The organism is Brachybacterium epidermidis (assembly GCF_015209585.1).
Classification (GTDB): Bacteria; Actinomycetota; Actinomycetes; order Actinomycetales; family Dermabacteraceae; genus Brachybacterium; species Brachybacterium epidermidis.
Genome location: NZ_JADEYR010000008.1, coordinates 24,839 through 39,658 on the forward strand (window position 1 = coordinate 24,839; position 14,820 = coordinate 39,658).

At 70.9% G+C, this 14,820-nt stretch carries 15 protein-coding genes and 1 tRNA gene; 7 read left to right on the forward strand and 9 right to left on the reverse strand.

Annotation, left to right across the window (positions count from 1 at the left end; all coding sequences use genetic code 11):
• The first annotated feature begins 21 nt into the window (after positions 1 to 21).
• Both IOE58_RS08620 and IOE58_RS08625 read left to right on the forward strand, forming a co-directional pair.
• Positions 22 to 1,503: an acyltransferase family protein gene (locus IOE58_RS08620; RefSeq protein WP_228019412.1), complete on the forward strand. Its 1,482-nt coding sequence runs from the start codon at positions 22 to 24 to the stop codon at positions 1,501 to 1,503.
• 27 nt (positions 1,504 to 1,530) lie between these two features.
• The gene (locus IOE58_RS08625; protein ID WP_193865996.1) at positions 1,531 to 3,078 is read left to right on the forward strand and encodes a DUF1846 domain-containing protein; all 1,548 of its coding nucleotides are present in this window, start codon (positions 1,531 to 1,533) and stop codon (positions 3,076 to 3,078) included.
• Between the two features lie 645 nt (positions 3,079 to 3,723).
• Here the strand turns inward: IOE58_RS08625 and IOE58_RS08630 are convergent.
• The 6 genes from IOE58_RS08630 to IOE58_RS08650 all read right to left on the reverse strand — a co-directional run bounded on the left by IOE58_RS08630 (position 3,724) and on the right by IOE58_RS08650 (position 6,926).
• A tRNA-Ala gene (locus tag IOE58_RS08630) sits at positions 3,724 to 3,799 on the reverse strand.
• Between the two features lie 135 nt (positions 3,800 to 3,934).
• A complete protein-coding gene (locus IOE58_RS08635) occupies positions 3,935 to 4,852 on the reverse strand; it encodes an inositol monophosphatase family protein (RefSeq protein WP_193865997.1) in 918 nt (305 codons plus the stop codon).
• A gap of 68 nt (positions 4,853 to 4,920) precedes the next feature.
• Positions 4,921 to 5,310, reverse strand: coding sequence for a type III PLP-dependent enzyme domain-containing protein (locus tag IOE58_RS08640; protein ID WP_228019414.1), 390 nt, complete (start codon positions 5,308 to 5,310; stop codon positions 4,921 to 4,923).
• A 64-nt stretch (positions 5,311 to 5,374) separates the two neighbouring features.
• The gene (locus IOE58_RS14345; protein ID WP_228019416.1) at positions 5,375 to 5,572 is read right to left on the reverse strand and encodes a hypothetical protein; all 198 of its coding nucleotides are present in this window, start codon (positions 5,570 to 5,572) and stop codon (positions 5,375 to 5,377) included.
• Positions 5,532 to 6,236, reverse strand: a complete 705-nt coding sequence (locus tag IOE58_RS08645; protein WP_228019419.1) for a hypothetical protein — start codon at positions 6,234 to 6,236, stop codon at positions 5,532 to 5,534. The genes IOE58_RS14345 and IOE58_RS08645 overlap by 41 nt, the downstream gene beginning before the upstream one ends.
• Before the next feature lie 36 nt (positions 6,237 to 6,272).
• Positions 6,273 to 6,926 carry a GNAT family N-acetyltransferase gene (locus IOE58_RS08650; protein WP_193865998.1) on the reverse strand — a complete coding sequence of 218 codons (654 nt, stop codon included), beginning with the start codon at positions 6,924 to 6,926 and terminating at the stop codon, positions 6,273 to 6,275.
• A gap of 67 nt (positions 6,927 to 6,993) precedes the next feature.
• Between IOE58_RS08650 and IOE58_RS08655 the strand changes: the two genes are divergently transcribed.
• The 5 genes from IOE58_RS08655 (at position 6,994) to IOE58_RS08675 (ending at position 10,569) form a co-directional block, all read left to right on the forward strand.
• On the forward strand, positions 6,994 to 7,665 hold the full coding sequence (locus IOE58_RS08655; protein ID WP_193865999.1) for a 5-formyltetrahydrofolate cyclo-ligase: 672 nt from the start codon (positions 6,994 to 6,996) through the stop codon (positions 7,663 to 7,665).
• 94 nt (positions 7,666 to 7,759) lie between these two features.
• Positions 7,760 to 8,191 carry an FmdB family zinc ribbon protein gene (locus IOE58_RS08660; protein ID WP_193866000.1) on the forward strand — a complete coding sequence of 144 codons (432 nt, stop codon included), beginning with the start codon at positions 7,760 to 7,762 and terminating at the stop codon, positions 8,189 to 8,191.
• A gap of 86 nt (positions 8,192 to 8,277) precedes the next feature.
• A complete protein-coding gene (locus IOE58_RS08665; protein WP_193866001.1) occupies positions 8,278 to 8,910 on the forward strand; it encodes an SAF domain-containing protein in 633 nt (210 codons plus the stop codon).
• Positions 8,911 to 8,973: 63 nt separating this feature from the next.
• The gene (gene mscL / locus IOE58_RS08670; protein WP_193866002.1) at positions 8,974 to 9,417 is read left to right on the forward strand and encodes a large conductance mechanosensitive channel protein MscL; all 444 of its coding nucleotides are present in this window, start codon (positions 8,974 to 8,976) and stop codon (positions 9,415 to 9,417) included.
• A gap of 276 nt (positions 9,418 to 9,693) precedes the next feature.
• Positions 9,694 to 10,569: an HhH-GPD family protein gene (locus tag IOE58_RS08675; RefSeq protein ID WP_259890051.1), complete on the forward strand. Its 876-nt coding sequence runs from the start codon at positions 9,694 to 9,696 to the stop codon at positions 10,567 to 10,569.
• A gap of 68 nt (positions 10,570 to 10,637) precedes the next feature.
• Here IOE58_RS08675 and IOE58_RS08680 read toward each other — a convergent pair whose 3' ends face one another.
• The 3 genes from IOE58_RS08680 to IOE58_RS08690 form a co-directional block, all read right to left on the reverse strand.
• Positions 10,638 to 11,165: an amino-acid N-acetyltransferase gene (locus tag IOE58_RS08680; protein ID WP_193866003.1), complete on the reverse strand. Its 528-nt coding sequence runs from the start codon at positions 11,163 to 11,165 to the stop codon at positions 10,638 to 10,640.
• A complete protein-coding gene (locus IOE58_RS08685) occupies positions 11,162 to 11,974 on the reverse strand; it encodes a DedA family protein (protein ID WP_193866004.1) in 813 nt (270 codons plus the stop codon). The genes IOE58_RS08680 and IOE58_RS08685 overlap by 4 nt, the downstream gene beginning before the upstream one ends.
• Before the next feature lie 188 nt (positions 11,975 to 12,162).
• Positions 12,163 to 14,742 carry an ATP-dependent Clp protease ATP-binding subunit gene (locus IOE58_RS08690; RefSeq protein WP_193866005.1) on the reverse strand — a complete coding sequence of 860 codons (2,580 nt, stop codon included), beginning with the start codon at positions 14,740 to 14,742 and terminating at the stop codon, positions 12,163 to 12,165.
• Positions 14,743 to 14,820 lie beyond the last annotated feature (78 nt).

Consider the following 14,820-nt stretch of genomic DNA (forward strand, 5'->3'; position numbering starts at 1 on the left):
CAACGGCGCGATGATGTCCGGATGGAGCTGAGCGCCGCGAAGGACCTCGACCGCACCCGCGACCACTGGTGGTGGCGGCCCGGCCGGACCGGAAGGCGTACGAGTGGGAGGTTCTGCGGCAGCAGCCGGCCCCCGGCCCCGCCACCCCACCGGCCGGGCACGCCGAGGCGGGCACCGGCCCGGTACCCTCGGCCGATCCTGGACGGCGATGAGCACCGCCCGCTCAGCCGCGCCGAGCAGGTCGACGCGGCCACACCGGATTCCCGCAACCGGGTGGTGGACTTCCTGCGCGCGGCCGCTATCACGGTGGTGGTGCTGGGGCACTGGACGATCATGGCCGTCAGCGTGGACGGGGGCCTGCAGCCGCACGGGGTGCTGGACCAGGCCCGCTGGACTCACCCGCTGACCTGGGTGTTCCAGGTGATGCCGATCTTCTTCCTGGTGGGCGGGTACTCCAATGCCCTGTCGTGGCGCTCGGCCCGGCGCCGGCAGGAGGGCTACGCCTCCTGGCTGCGCACCCGCCTGCGCCGACTGGGGATCCCCCTGCTGCCCCTGCTGCTGACCTGGCTGGTGATCTGCACCCTCGCACTCGCACTCGGGGCACCGGCGCAGACGGTGCGGCTGGCCTCTCAGATGGCCCTGATCCCCACCTGGTTCCTGGCCGCCTATCTGCTGGTGATCGTGCTGGCCCCTGCCTGCCTGGTGCTGTGGGAGAGGTTCGGCTGGTACTCGATCATCGGTGGGGTGGTGCTGGCCGGGCTGGTGGACGCGCTCAGCATCACCACCGGGCAGCCGCTGCTGGGATACCCGAACTACGTGCTGGTGTGGGCTGCCTTCCACCAGTTCGGCTACGCCTGGCTGGACGGACGCCTGGCCGGGGCGGGTCGCCGACTGGTCCTGGCGGCGATCGGCGCTGCAGGGCTGGTGCTGCTGGTGGGGCCGGGGCCGTACCCCGTCTCGATGATCACCGCGGGCACCGATGCGATCAGCAACTCCAACCCCACCCGGGTCACGATGGCGTTCCTGGGCATGATGCAGGCGGGACTGGTGCTGCTGGCGGAGCGGCCGCTGACCGCACTGCTGCGCCGCCCGCGGGTGTGGCTGGTCACGGTGCTGCTCAACCGGCGCATCATGAGCTGGTTCCTGTGGCACCTGACCGCTCTGGTGGGCCTCGCGCACCTGCTGGTGGCCCTGGATGCGCAAACCCTGCTACCACAGCCTCTGACCGGCACCTGGTGGGCCACCCGGCCGCTGTGGTGCCTGGCCCTGCTGGCGATCACCGGCGTGATCGTGCTGGTCGTGGGCCGGTTCGAGGACCCCCGCGCCGATGACCGGCCGGCCCCGGCCCTGTGGCGGCCGGTGCTGGCGGCAGCGCTGGTGTGCGCGGGCCTGGCGGTGATGGCCACCTCGGGGATGGTGGGATCCGACGGTGTGAACTGGGTGTGGCCTCTGCTGCCTGTGGTGGGCCTGCTGGGGCTGGGGATGGTGCGCCTGCGACCGTGAGCCGCGGCGTGTTGCTAGCGTGGCGAAGTGACTGATTCGGCTCCCGCTGCCCCTGCCCCTGCCTTCCCCGCCGATCCCTCGGCATCCCGGCCGGCCGGCTTCGACCGGCAGCGCTACATCGAGCTGCAGTCCCAGCACATCCAGGCTCGCCGTGAGCAGATCGGCGGGAAGCTGTACCTGGAGATGGGCGGGAAGCTGTTCGACGACCTGCACGCCTCCCGCGTGCTGCCCGGCTTCACCCCGGACAACAAGATCGCGATGCTGGAGCGGCTGCGGGACGAGCTGGAGATCCTGATCTGCTTGAACGCCAAGGACCTCGAGCGGCACAAGGTGCGGGCGGATCTGGGCATCCCCTACGAGGACGACGTGCTGCGCCTGATCGACGTGTTCCGCGAGCGCGGCTTCCTGGTCCAGCACGTGGTGCTCACCCAGCTGGAGGACACCAACCACGTCGCCCATGCGTTCCGCGAGCGCCTGGAGCGGCTGGGCCTGACGGTGGCGCGGCACGGAGTGATCCCCGGGTACCCGCAGGACATCTCCCGGATCGTCTCCGATCAGGGGCTCGGGGCCAACGAGTACTCGCTCACCTCGCGGGACCTCATCGTGGTGACCGCGCCGGGGCCCGGATCGGGCAAGCTCGCCACATGCCTGTCGCAGATCTACCACGACCACCGCCGGGGGGTGCGATCGGGATACGCGAAGTTCGAGACCTTCCCGATCTGGGACCTGCCGCTGGAGCACCCGGTGAACCTGGCCTACGAGGCCGCCACCGCAGATCTGGACGACCTGAACCTGATCGACCCGTACCACCTGGCCGCCTACGGCACCCAGGTGACCAGCTACAACCGGGACGTGGAGGTGTTCCCGCTGCTGCGGGCGATGCTTGTCGAGCTGACCGGCTCCTCACCGTACGCCTCTCCCACCGACATGGGGGTGAACCTGGCCGGTCGCGGCATCATCGACGACGGGGTGTGCCGGCAGGCAGCCAAGCAGGAGATCATCCGCCGCTACTACAAGGCGCTGATGGACGAGCGGATCAACGACCGCGACGACGACGTGTCCCAGCGGGTGGCGATGGTGATGAGCAAGGCCGGCTGCCGGGTGGAGGACCGCGCCGTGGTGGCACCGGCCCTCGCGGTGGAGGCCGCCACCGGGCATCCCGGCTCGGCTCTCGAACTGGCCGACGGCACCATCATCACCGGCAAGACCTCCGCGCTGCTGGGCTGTTCGGCGGCGATGCTGCTGAACGCCCTGAAGCGCCTGGCGGGCCTCGAGGACTCGGTGCACCTGCTGTCCCCGGCAGCGATCGAGCCGATCCAGACCCTGAAGACGGAGCACCTGGGCTCCCGCAACCCGCGCCTGCACACCGATGAGGTGCTGATCGCGCTGTCTGTCTCCGCCGCGACCGACGAGAACGCGCGCCGCGCCCTCGCACAGCTGCGGAGCCTGGAAGGCTGCGACGTGCACACCACCACCATCCTGGGCACGGTGGACGAGGGGATCTTCCGCCAGCTCGGCATCCACGTCACCTCCGAACCGCGCTTCCAGCGCAAGGCGCTGTACCAGAAGCGGTAGAGGACCACTCAGCTGGCGGGACTGGCGCACAGATAGGTGGCATCTTGACCTGACCTTTGGCTCGGTTTCCAGTTGACTTCGCTAGTCGATGGTCTTCACGGAAGGCTCTTCGCATGCCCCCCGTACCCTCCCGAGTTCCGTGCCCGTGCCATCACTCTGGTCCGCGAGGGCCGCGATCGACACCCGCCACTGCTTCCGGCCGCCGACCGGGATCGCGGCAAGCTTCCTCGAGCGGACGAGCTGGAGCGTCTGCAGGTACGAGATCGAGAGCTCCTGTTGGAGGTGCTCGAGCGGTACGAAGTGGGACAGGGCTGCGGGGTCGGTCTTGCCTCGACGGTAGAGCAGGTGAGGGTGGCGCGAGGATCCTCGATCAGAGCCGTGGACGGCCCGCGACTGCTGAGTGCACTGAGCCCGCATCCGTCACGCGGTTCGTTCGAGCGAGGCGGCCATAGGGTCCTGCGCTACTCCTTCGATTCGACCGTCCGTGGGGGCCTGGAAGTGACCTGAGCCTTAGAAAGACGTTGCGAGCCCTAGAGAGCCGCAAACACCGAGTGACGGACTGAGTGATCGCGACCCACTGAGGGCAAAGAAGAAGGGCCCCGACCCGGGAACCGTCCCTGGTCAGAGGCCCTTTCTGGACTTCCTTGGTGGAGCTAAGGGGAATCGAACCCCTGACCTTTTCATTGCGAACGAAACGCTCTACCAACTGAGCTATAGCCCCGTGCCTTACGGCAACCCCACCAGGGTAGCACCGCAGGCCACCGGCTCCGGCCGCCCCGGGCCGGGTTTGGCAAGCATCACATGGAGGCGGTGTGCCCTCTCCGTCCAGCGCTCACGGCGGGCTGGCAGGCCACCATCAGGCGCTGCGCTCGCGCTCCCGCTGCAGCTCGTCCTGGAGGCGATCCAGCAGCTCGAGACGTCCAGGGCCCGCGCAGGCCACGCACGCGGGCTGCAGGTGGGCGGGCGCATCAGCATCGACGACCACGCCCGGCCAGGTGCGTACGCTGCCGCCGGCCTGGCGCACGATGTGGAAGCCCGCGGCCACGTCCCAGGAGTTCAGGGTGGCGAAGGCGGTGGCATCGGCCCACCCTGCCGCCACGTACGCCAGTTCGAGCGCGGCGGTGCCCAGGCTGCGCACCGCGGAGTACTCGGCGTTGACCTCGAGGCCGGCGCGGGCGGCGAACTCGGGGTGCTGGGCGGTCACTCGCGGGCCCAGGAACCCGGAGAGCACCATGGCGTCCTTCGCCTCACGGGTGGGGCGCGGCGTGATCGGAGCGCCGTTGATCATGGCGGGGCCGTCCGCCGCGGTGAACACGGTGCCCAGCACCGGGGCGTCGATCACCCCGGCCACCAGTGCGTCATCCACGGCCACGCCGATGGACACGCAGAACAAGGGCAGGCCGGCCGCGAAGTTGCTGGTGCCGTCGATGGGGTCCACGAAGAAGGAGACCACCGGACTACCGGCGGCGGTGTCGATGCCCGGTCCCGCGCCGGTTGCGGTGCCCTGGGCGGGTCGCTCCCCGCCCTCTTCGCCCACGATGCGGCAGCCGGGAAGGCGACGGCGCAGCTCGGCGACGATCATCTCCTCGCAGGCACGATCGTGCTCGGTGACGATGTCCTTGCTGGAGGTCTTGTACTCGCGGGCCAAGGAGTCGCGGTCCAGACCCCGGATGTGGTCGGCGGCCAATGCCGCGGCACCCACGGCGATGTCCAGCAGCTGGGAGGGGGTGGGGACGCTCGAGGTGGCGGGGGCGGAGGGCGCAGTGGTGTTCATCGCCTCCCAGCCTAGGCCGGATCGCCTCTACGGTGCAGGAACGCCCATCAGGTGGCGCAGGTACGGGCTCAGCAGCAGGCCACCCGGATCGGCCGGCCGGGGCCGATGAGCCCGCGGGTCGCGTCCAGGATCAGGTCCAGCTGGGCGGTCTCGTCGACCATCAGCGTGATGTGGGAGCGGGCGCGGTCGTCCCGCGCGAGGGAGGCGATGGCCTCGCGGTCTGCCGTGGGGTAGGCGACCACCAGGTCCTTGATGCCGCAGGAGGACAGCCACATCGCCTCACGCAGCGTGTAGGCCAGCACGCCAGCGAACCCGGGTCGCTTCAGCACCCGTTCCAGCAGGCCCCGCACCCGCAGCGACTTGGAGGCTACCCGGATGGGCAGTCCTTGCTCGCGCGAGGCACCGGCGCGGGTGGCGAGGTCCTCCGCATTGGCGTCGAAGGCTTCCAGGTCCAGCACCGCGACTGGCCGCTGATCGATGCCCGCTCGGGCCAGGCTTCCTCGATGCGCCGGACCGCGCTCATCAGGCCCTCCGGCGTGCGAGCACCTCGTCCAGGTGCAGGTCCACGGCGGGAGCGGCCTGCTCGTCGGTGGCCTCCAGCAGCTCCACGTCGCCCCGCTCCAGGGGCACGGTGGTGGCGCGCACGTACTCGCGGTGGGCGGCGTGGCGGGTGGCGAGGTCATCCACCTCGCCGCGCATCGTGTAGGTGGGGCGGGGCACCGGGCGCGGGGTCCACTCCCGGCGCGGCCACGTGCCGGGCGGCCCGCTCGGTGGTCCCCTCGAGGGTGTCGCGCTCGGGCAGGCGCGCAGCAGGCCGGGAAGCAGCCACGGGTGCCTCGTCCCGGATGCGAAGGGCCTCCTCGCGGGCGCGGGCCTCCTGCTTGGCGATCGCAGCGGCCCGCTGGGAGCGGGCGCGACGTTCGAGCTCGGCACGGCGCAGGCCCACCAGGTACACGGCGAGCACCGCGGCCGGAACGGCCGGGGACCACACGGGCAGCATCTGCGTGAAGGCGAGAACCCCCACCGCGGCCGTGGCCAGCAGCAGTGACACCAGCACGACAGCCAGCAGACGGCGGTGGCGTGCGCGCTCCTCGAGGTGGTCGATGCGCTCACCGGGGGTGGCGTCGAAGCGGGGACGACGGGCGGGGTCGGCGGGGGGCAGGAGCAGACGGTCCTGGGGCACGGGGGCACTCACCTCTCGGGAAGGGCGGCGGGATCGGATCGCGGCGGAGAGATCCCTCGCGGTGGCGGACACCTCGGTGCGTTCAGCGGCGCGAGCGCGGCCCATCACGTCGCGGCGCTGCGCGAGCTGGGGGATGGCGTAGGCCACCCACAGCACCAGCAGCAGGGCGAACAGGACGGCCCCGAGATTGATCGATTCCACTCCCCCAGGGTAATGACACCCGTGTGATTCAGCAGGTCAGGTGGGGCGCGTGTCGGGAGGGTATTCCGTCAACAATCGGTCAAGGACCCCGCGGCCGCCATGATCGCGGCGATCGGTTCGGCCCGCGTGAGCGGGGCGGATCTCCTCAGCGGTGATCGCGAACACCAGGTGGTCGCGCCAGGCCCCGTCCACGTGGATCGCCGAGCGCCGCAGGCCCTCCCCACGCAGGTGCAGCTTCTCCACCACCCGCAAACTGGCGGCGTTCTCGGGCCGCACCGTGACCTCCACCCGGTGGATGCCCATCTCGGCGAACAGGTGGTCGATCACCAGTGCGGCCGCGCGCGGCACGATCCCACGGCCGGCGCTCTCGCGGTCGATCCAGTACCCCAAGGTGGCGCAGCGCTGCGGGCCGTAGAGGATGGGGGCAGCCGTGATCTGCCCGCGCAGCCTGCCGTCGACCACGATGCCCAGCGGCAGCATGGTGCCGGCCCTGGCCTGTCTCTCGCCCCAGCGGCGCAGGGTGGCGAACGGCGGCTGCACCCGGCCGTGCTCGGGATCGGTCGCGTCCCAGGGGCGCAGCCAGGCCGCATTGCGGCGACGCAGAGCGTCGTAGGCGGCGCGGTCACGGCGCTGCAGCGGCCGCAGCACCAGCTCGCGGTCGCGCAGCGTGAGTGGCCACGTGTGCACCATCGGGTCATCGTAGGCCCGGAGGCGAGCCGACGATCCCGGGGCGCGGGCACGATGGGTGTGGGCCGCTGTGCGCAGGGACGGGGCGCACATCACCGAGCAGAAGCGAGCACTCCGCCGGCGTCTGCGCGAGCAGCGCACGCGCGCCTACGGCGGCCCGGAGGGCACCCGCCGGCGCGAGGTGGAGGGAAGGGCGCTCCTCCGCCATGCCGCTGCCGTGCGCGCTCTGGTCGAGGCCGCCCTGGCCGAGCACGGAACCGCCCGGGTGGCCGCCTACCATCCCACGCCCACCGAGGCCGATGTGATGCCGCTGGCTGCGGAACTGGCCGAACTCGGTGCGCAGCTGGTGTTCCCCGCCGCCGCCGGCCACGAACTGGAGTGGATCACCTGGGACGGGCACTCCGCGTTCGTGCCCTCCCCCGGCAAGGGCTTCGGGCACGAGCCCGACGGCCGGCGACTGGGACCGGGAGCACTGTCAGAGGCGGTGCTGGTGCTGGCCCCGGCCGTCGCCGTGGACCGGAAGGGCACCCGGATGGGCCATGGCGCCGGCTACTACGACCGAGCCCTGCCGCACCGCCCCGCCTCCACGCCGGTGGTGGCGGTGATCCATCCTGCCGAGCTGCTCGAGCCGGGGATCCTGCCGCGCGAGGCGCACGACGTGCCGATCGACGCGGTGCTCACGGCGGAGGGCCTGCACGTGATCTCCGACCACCTGGCACTGCCCCGGGCCCGGCGGTCGTAGAATCGCCTCGGTCGCCGCGCAGCGGCGCCACTTCCACCCTTACTCCCCCTGCCCCTACGGGGCCCCGCACCCGGGACATCGTGAAGGACTGCTCGTGCCCACCTACGTCTATGCCTGCAAGAACTGCGACCACCGCTTCGAGCAGTATCAGAGCTTCTCCGAAAACTCCCTGGTGACCTGCCCTGAGTGCACGCAGGACACGCTGCGCAAGGTGTTCGACAGCGTGGGCATCGTGTTCAAGGGCCCCGGCTTCTACTCCACCGACTCCCAGTCCTCCACCAAGGGCGGCACCCGCTCCCACGGCGCGGAGAGCTCCACGACCTCCTCTGGCAGTTCCGAGAGCGCATCCGCTTCCTCCGGTGCTCCCGGAGCCGGCAGCGACTCCTCCAGCTCGGCGGGGCCCGGCTCGGCGGGGCCCGGCTCGGCGGGGTCCGGCTCGGCGGGGTCCGGATCGGGCTCCTCGACCTCGGGCTCCGGTTCGACCTCCAGCCGTTCCGCCGGCGAGAAGAGCGCCGCCTCGGCCTGACGGCGAGGTTCCTCCCCACCGCTCCTTCGTCCACCGGCGCCGAGGTTCCGGCCCGACGGCAGGGCCCGGTCCATAGCGTGCAGAGCATGCTCTCCAGGATCCGCTCGCAGCTCCCCCTCTACCGGCGTGCCCTGCGTCGCCGCCGGCGAACGCTGATCGTGCTGCTGATCGCGGTGCTCGCAGCCGCAGTGCTGCCCTCGGCACTGCCCACCTCCACGAGGGGCACCACGGTGGTGGTGGCGGCCGCCGACCTGCCCGCGGGGACGACTCTCGCGCCGGAGCACCTGCAGGAGAAGCAGGTGGCCGCGGAACTGGCCCCTGAGGGCATCGCGACCACCGCGGAGTCGCTGCTGGGCAGCACCACCGCACTCCCCCTGACCGCGGGAACGCCGATCCTCCCAGGCACCTTGACGGGGAAGGACTCTGCGGAGATACCCGAGGGGCGTGCACTGCTGGCGGTCTCTGCACCTGTCCAGCTCGCGGATCGTCTGCGGCCGGGGACCGAGCTGGAGATCCACCACTCCACACCGGATCCCACACAGCCCGGCCGGACCTCGGCCACCGTGGTCGAGGTGACCCCGGCCACCGAAGCCGGGGTGGCGGGCCTGACGGATGCCGGGGCTGATGTGGTGGTGCTGGTCACCGTGGCGCGCGGCGATGCCGCGGACGTAGCACAAGCCACACGGGAGGGATGGTCCATTTTGTCGATACTCGGCTAGGGTTCCCGTTCGGGCGCCGGGGTGCGCCTTCGCAGAACCATCCCTACCCAGATAGGAGAAGCCATGAAGGGCTTCAAGGACTTCATCATGCAGGGCAACGTCCTGGACCTCGCCGTCGGCGTGGTCATCGGCAGTGCCTTCACCGCCCTCATCAGCGCCTTCGTCGACAACCTGATCCAGCCCGTGATCAACGTGTTCGGCGGCACCAACGTCGACGGCCTCTCGTTCAAGATCATCCAGGTCAACGAGGCCACCCGTCTCGACCTCGGCGCGCTGCTGTCCGCGATCATCGCCTTCCTGATCACCGCGGCCGTCGTGTACTTCGTCTTCGTGCTGCCGGTCACCAAGGCTCGCGCCTTCGACCGCAAGCGCCGTGGCCTGCCCGAGGAGGACGAGGGCGGCGCCCCCGAGGACGTCGTCCTGCTGGGCGAGATCCGCGACCTCCTCGCCGCTCAGCGCGGCGGTGCCGCCCCCACCCAGGGCAACACCCTTCCCCCGCAGCTCTGATCTGACCTGCGTCGCGGCCTCCGGCCGCAACCGACCCCAGCGGGGCGGGACCATTGCGGTCTCGCCCCGCTGTCGTATCCCGCACCCCTGTCGCCTGCGGTCCCGCTGCCGCCTGCGGTCCCGCTGCCGCCCCTGCGCTCACTGCCGCCTCGCGCCTGGGCCGGGAGCGTCCTGGATGCGATAGCGTCCCGGCGTGGCCTCCGCACAGTCTCACCCCGCCGGGGCACCGTCCCGCCCCGACCCCCCTCCCCTGCACGAGCGGCGTCCGCGGCCACCGTGCCACTCGATGCGCACGCCGTGACCGCGGTGATCGCCTGGTTCGCCGACGCGGGTCGGGACCTGCCCTGGAGGAGCCCCGGTGCCTCCGCCTGGTCGATTCTGGTCTCCGAGGTGATGCTGCAGCAGACCCCCGTGGTCCGGGTGCTCCCGCGGTGGCTGGACTGGATGGACCGCTGGCCCGCTCCGGCCGATCTCGCATCCGCTCCCACCGCCGAGGTGCTGCGCGCCTGGGACCGCCTGGGCTACCCGCGCCGTGCACTGCGCCTGCAGCAGTGCGCCCGGGCCATCGTGGACGAGCACGACGGGGAGGTGCCCCGCGGCGAGGAAGCGCTGAGGGCTCTTCCCGGCATCGGCGAGTACACCGCTGCTGCCGTCACCGCCTTCGCCCACCACGACCGGGCGGTGGTGCTGGACACCAATGTGCGCCGGGTGCTGGCCCGCACCATGGCGGGGGCCGCCCTGCCGCCACGGTCCCTGACTGTCGCCGAGCGCCGCACCGCCACGCAGGTGCTGCCCGAGGAGCCGGAGCGCTCGGTGGCCTGGAACCAGGCGGTGATGGAGCTGGGGGCACTGGTGTGCACCGCCGGCGCACCGCGCTGCGAGCAGTGCCCGTTGGCGGGCCCCGCCTGCGCCTGGTACAGCGCCGGCAGGCCGCCGGCCGCTGAGGGGTCCCGCCGCGTGCAGGCCTTCGCCGGCACGGATCGTCAGCTGCGCGGGCAGATCATGGCCCTGCTGCGCACCCAGGACCGGGCCACCGAGCAGGCACTGCTGGAACTGGATCCGGGGGACGAGCAGCGCGTGCAGCGCTGCAGGGCCTCACTGGTGGCCGATGGGCTGGCCGTCCCGGACGGCGCGGGGCTGCGCCTGCCCTGAATCCGCCGCCGCGGGCGGCTTGGGAGCTGCGTGGGATGCGGCCCCGGGTGCGGCAGGCCCTTCGGGCATCAGCGTGCGCGGTCCTCGATGACCGCGTGCTCGAGGTCGATGATCATGCGGGTGTTGCCCAGGGTGTTGGGCTTGACCCGAGCCAGGTCCAGGAACTCCGCGACGCCCTCGTCGGCGGAGCGCAGCAGCTGGTTGTAGACCTCCGGATCCACCTGCTCGTCCATCTCCCGGAAGCCGTGCCTGCGGAAGAAATCCACCTCGAAGGTCAGGCAGAACACGCGCTGCAGGCCCAGCTGCATGGCCCGGGCCAGCAGAGCCAGCAGCATCCGGTGGCCCACACCGGAGCCCCGGTGGGACTCCGCGACCGCGAGGGTGCGGACCTCGGCAAGGTCCTCCCACATCACGTGCAGTGCCCCGCATCCCACCAGCCGGCCGTTCTCGTCCTCGGCGACCAGGAACTCCTGAACGGATTCGTAGTAGGAGACCAGGTCCTTGGCCAGCAGGATGTTGCGGTGGGTCAGCGGTTCCACGAGCCCGTTGATGGCGCGCACGTCAGCCGGGCGCGCAGCGCGGATGGTGACGCTCATCGCGAGCCCGTCTCCCCTTCACTGCTGCCGCAGCCTGCGGTTGCCTGCACCCGGTGGGAGCCCTGCGGACCCTCACCGCGAAGATCGGCCGGGGCGTTGAAGGTGCCGAACTCGGCGTCGGTGGCGTCATCGGCGTCGACGCGGTCGGGCACCACCTCGCCCCCACGGGCCGCGCGGCGATCCAGGGCCTTGTGGATCGCGGTGATGATGCGCTCGGCGATCAGGGCCAGCACCACGGCGGCCACCAGGGCCACGCTGACGGCGAGCAGGTGGTGGTCCTCGAACCAGGCTCCGGCCACGGCACCGATGCTGCAGGAGTACACGGCCCAGACGAAGGTGGACAGCAGCGAGCGGGGCCAGAACTGCGTGTGCGGGTAGTGCACGGCCCCGGCCACGAGGTTCACCGCCGTGCGGCCGAAGGGGATGTAGCGGGCGGTCATCAGGAACAGCAGCGCCCGGCGCTGGAGGCCGCGGTCGGCAGCCTCCACTGCCCTGCGGCCCTTGCCCTCTCGCAGGAAGCGGAACCGCTCCCAGCCCACCTTCTTGCCGATCCAGTAGCCGATGTTGTCCCCGGTCCAGGCGCCGATCCAGGCGGCCAGGCCCACCAGGATGATGGAGGGCCGCCCCGAGGTGGACCACAGGGAGGACAGGGTCACGATCGTCGACTCGCCGGGCACGCTGGGGAAGAAGCCGTCAGTGGCGGCGAAGCCGAACACCACCAGGTGCACCCACCAGGCGTCGGCGATCCCCAACACCCACTCCTCGACCGCGCCGGTCCAGGACATGAGCTGATCGATGAACTCGCCCACAGGCGGCCCCTTTCCCTAGCGCATCGGCGGCGGCGCGATCCTCCGGTGCCCGCGCTCCGGCCGGCGCCCGCGGTTGCGGTCGGCGCCCGCGCCCGTGCTCGCGCACTGTACCGCCCCATCCCGAGAGCACTCCCAGGGTGGTACGGACAGGGCCGGCCCCGCCGCTGGGCGGGACCGGCCCTGTGCCGTCAGGAGGTGTGCGCCTCCGCGGCGTCGTCGGACTCGGCGTCCGCATCCGGGTGGGTCATCTCCTCGGCACGGGCCTGCGTGATCGACTCGACGTCCACCTCGTCGGAGATGGGGGTGACCTCGCCGTCGGCACCGCGACGGGCGAAGGTGAGCTCGCCCAGGAGGCCCTCGCCCTCGGAGTCCACGATGATCGCGTCCCCGGCGTGGACCTGACCGAACAGGATCCGCTCCGAGAGGGCGTCCTCGATGTCGCGCTGGATGGTGCGGCGCAGCGGCCGGGCGCCCAGCACCGGGTCGTAGCCCTTCTCCGCCAGGAGCTTCTTGGCCCCGTCGGTGAGCTCGAGAGTCATGTCCTTCTCGGCCAGACGGGTCTCCAGCTTGGCGATCATCAGATCCACGATCTGGACGATCTCCTCCTGCGAGAGCTGCGGGAAGACGACCACATCGTCCACACGGTTGAGGAACTCGGGCTTGAAGTGCTGCTTGAGCTCCTCGTGCACCTTGGACTTCATCCGCTCGTAGTCGGTGGAGAGGTCGCCTCCGGCCTGGAAGCCCATGGAGACGCCCTTGGCGATGTCCCGGGTGCCGAGGTTGGTGGTCATGATGATGATGGTGTTCTTGAAGTCCACCACCCGGCCCTGGGAGTCGGTGAGGCGGCCGTCCTCGAGGATCTGCAGCAGCGAGTTGAAGATGTCCACGTGGGCCTTCTCCACCTCGTCGAACAGCACCACGCTGAACGGCTTGCGGCGCACCTTCTCGGTGAGCTGGCCGCCCTCGTCGTAGCCCACGTAGCCGGGGGGCGAGCCGAACAGGCGCGAAGCGGTGTGCTTCTCGCCGAACTCGGACATGTCCAGCTGGATCAGGGAGTCCTCGTCACCGAACAGGAACTCGGCCAGGGCCTTGGCCAGCTCGGTCTTGCCCACGCCGGTGGGGCCGGCGAAGATGAACGAGCCACCCGGGCGCTTGGGGTCCTTCAGACCCGCACGGGTGCGGCGGATGGCCTGCGAGATGGCCTTGATGGCCTCGTTCTGGCCGATGACCCGCTTGTGCAGCTCGTCCTCCATGTGGAGCAGACGCGAGGACTCCTCCTCGGTGAGCTTCACGATCGGGATGCCGGTGGAGGCGGCGCGCACCTCGGCGATGGTCTCCTCGCTCACGGTGGTGACCTCATCGGACTCCCCGTGGCGCCAGGCCTTTTCCTTCTCGTCGCGCTCGGTCTTCAGCTGCTGCTCCTGGTCCCGCAGGGAGGCGGCGAGCTCGAAGTCCTGACCGTCGATCGCCTCCTCCTTCTTCTTGCGGACCTCCTCGATGCGGGCGTCGAACTCCTTGAGCTCGGGCGGCGCGGTGAGTCGACGGATGCGCAGACGGGCGCCGGCCTCGTCGATCAGGTCGATCGCCTTGTCCGGCAGGAAGCGATCGTTGACGTAGCGATCGGCCAGGTTCGCCGCCGAGACCAGGGCACCGTCGGTGATGGTCACCTTGTGGTGCGCCTCGTAGCGGTCCCGCAGTCCCTTGAGGATCTCGATGGCCAGGGCCACGGAGGGCTCGTCCACCTGGATCGGCTGGAAGCGGCGCTCCAGGGCGGCGTCCTTCTCGATGTGCTTGCGGTACTCCTCCAGCGTGGTGGCGCCGATGGTCTGCAGCTCACCGCGGGCCAGCATGGGCTTGAGGATCGAGGCGGCGTCGATCGCGCCCTCGGCGGCGCCGGCACCGACCAGGGTGTGGATCTCGTCGATGAACAGGATGATGTCGCCGCGGGTGCGGATCTCCTTGAGCACCTTCTTCAGGCGCTCCTCGAAGTCACCGCGGTAGCGGGAACCGGCCACCAGGGACCCGAGGTCCAGGGTGTACAGCTGCTTGTCCTTGAGGGTCTCCGGGACGTCCCCGGCCACGATCGACTGGGCCAGGCCCTCGACCACGGCGCTCTTGCCCACGCCGGGCTCGCCGATCAGCACCGGGTTGTTCTTGGTGCGGCGGGAGAGCACCTGCATGACGCGCTCGGCCTCGTGCTCGCGACCGATCACCGGATCCAGCTTGCCCTCGCGCGCAGCCTGGGTGAGGTTGCGGCCGAACTGGTCCAGCACCAGCGAACCGGCGGGCTGGCCCTCGGCGGGGCCGCCGGCGGTGGCGGGCTCCTTGCCCTGGTAGCCGGAGAGGCGCTCGATGACCTCCTGGCGCACCGCGGCAGGCTCGGCGTTCAGGCGGGACAGCACCTTGACGGCCGTGCCCTCACCCTCGCGCAGCAGGCCCAGCAGGATGTGCTCGGTGCCGATGTAGTTGTGCCCCAGCTGCAGCGCCTCGCGCAGACTCAGCTCGAGCACCTTCTTGGCGCGCGGCGTGAACGGGATGTGCCCGCTGGGCGTCTGATTGCCCTCGCCGATGATGTCGCGCACCTGTTCGCGCGCGGCGTCCAGGGTGACGCCGAGTGCCTCCAGGGCCTTCGCCCCGACGCCCTCGGCCTCGTGGATCAGGCCCAGCAGGATGTGCTCGGTGCCGATGTAGTTGTGGTTGAGCAAGCGGGCTTCGTCCTGTGCCAGGACGACGACGCGGCGGGCGCGATCGGTGAAGCGTTCGAACATGGTCCTCCCCCGTCCGGTGGTGGTGATGGATCGAGACTACGCGTCCCCACCGACGAACCACCGGCCTGTTCGCCGCGG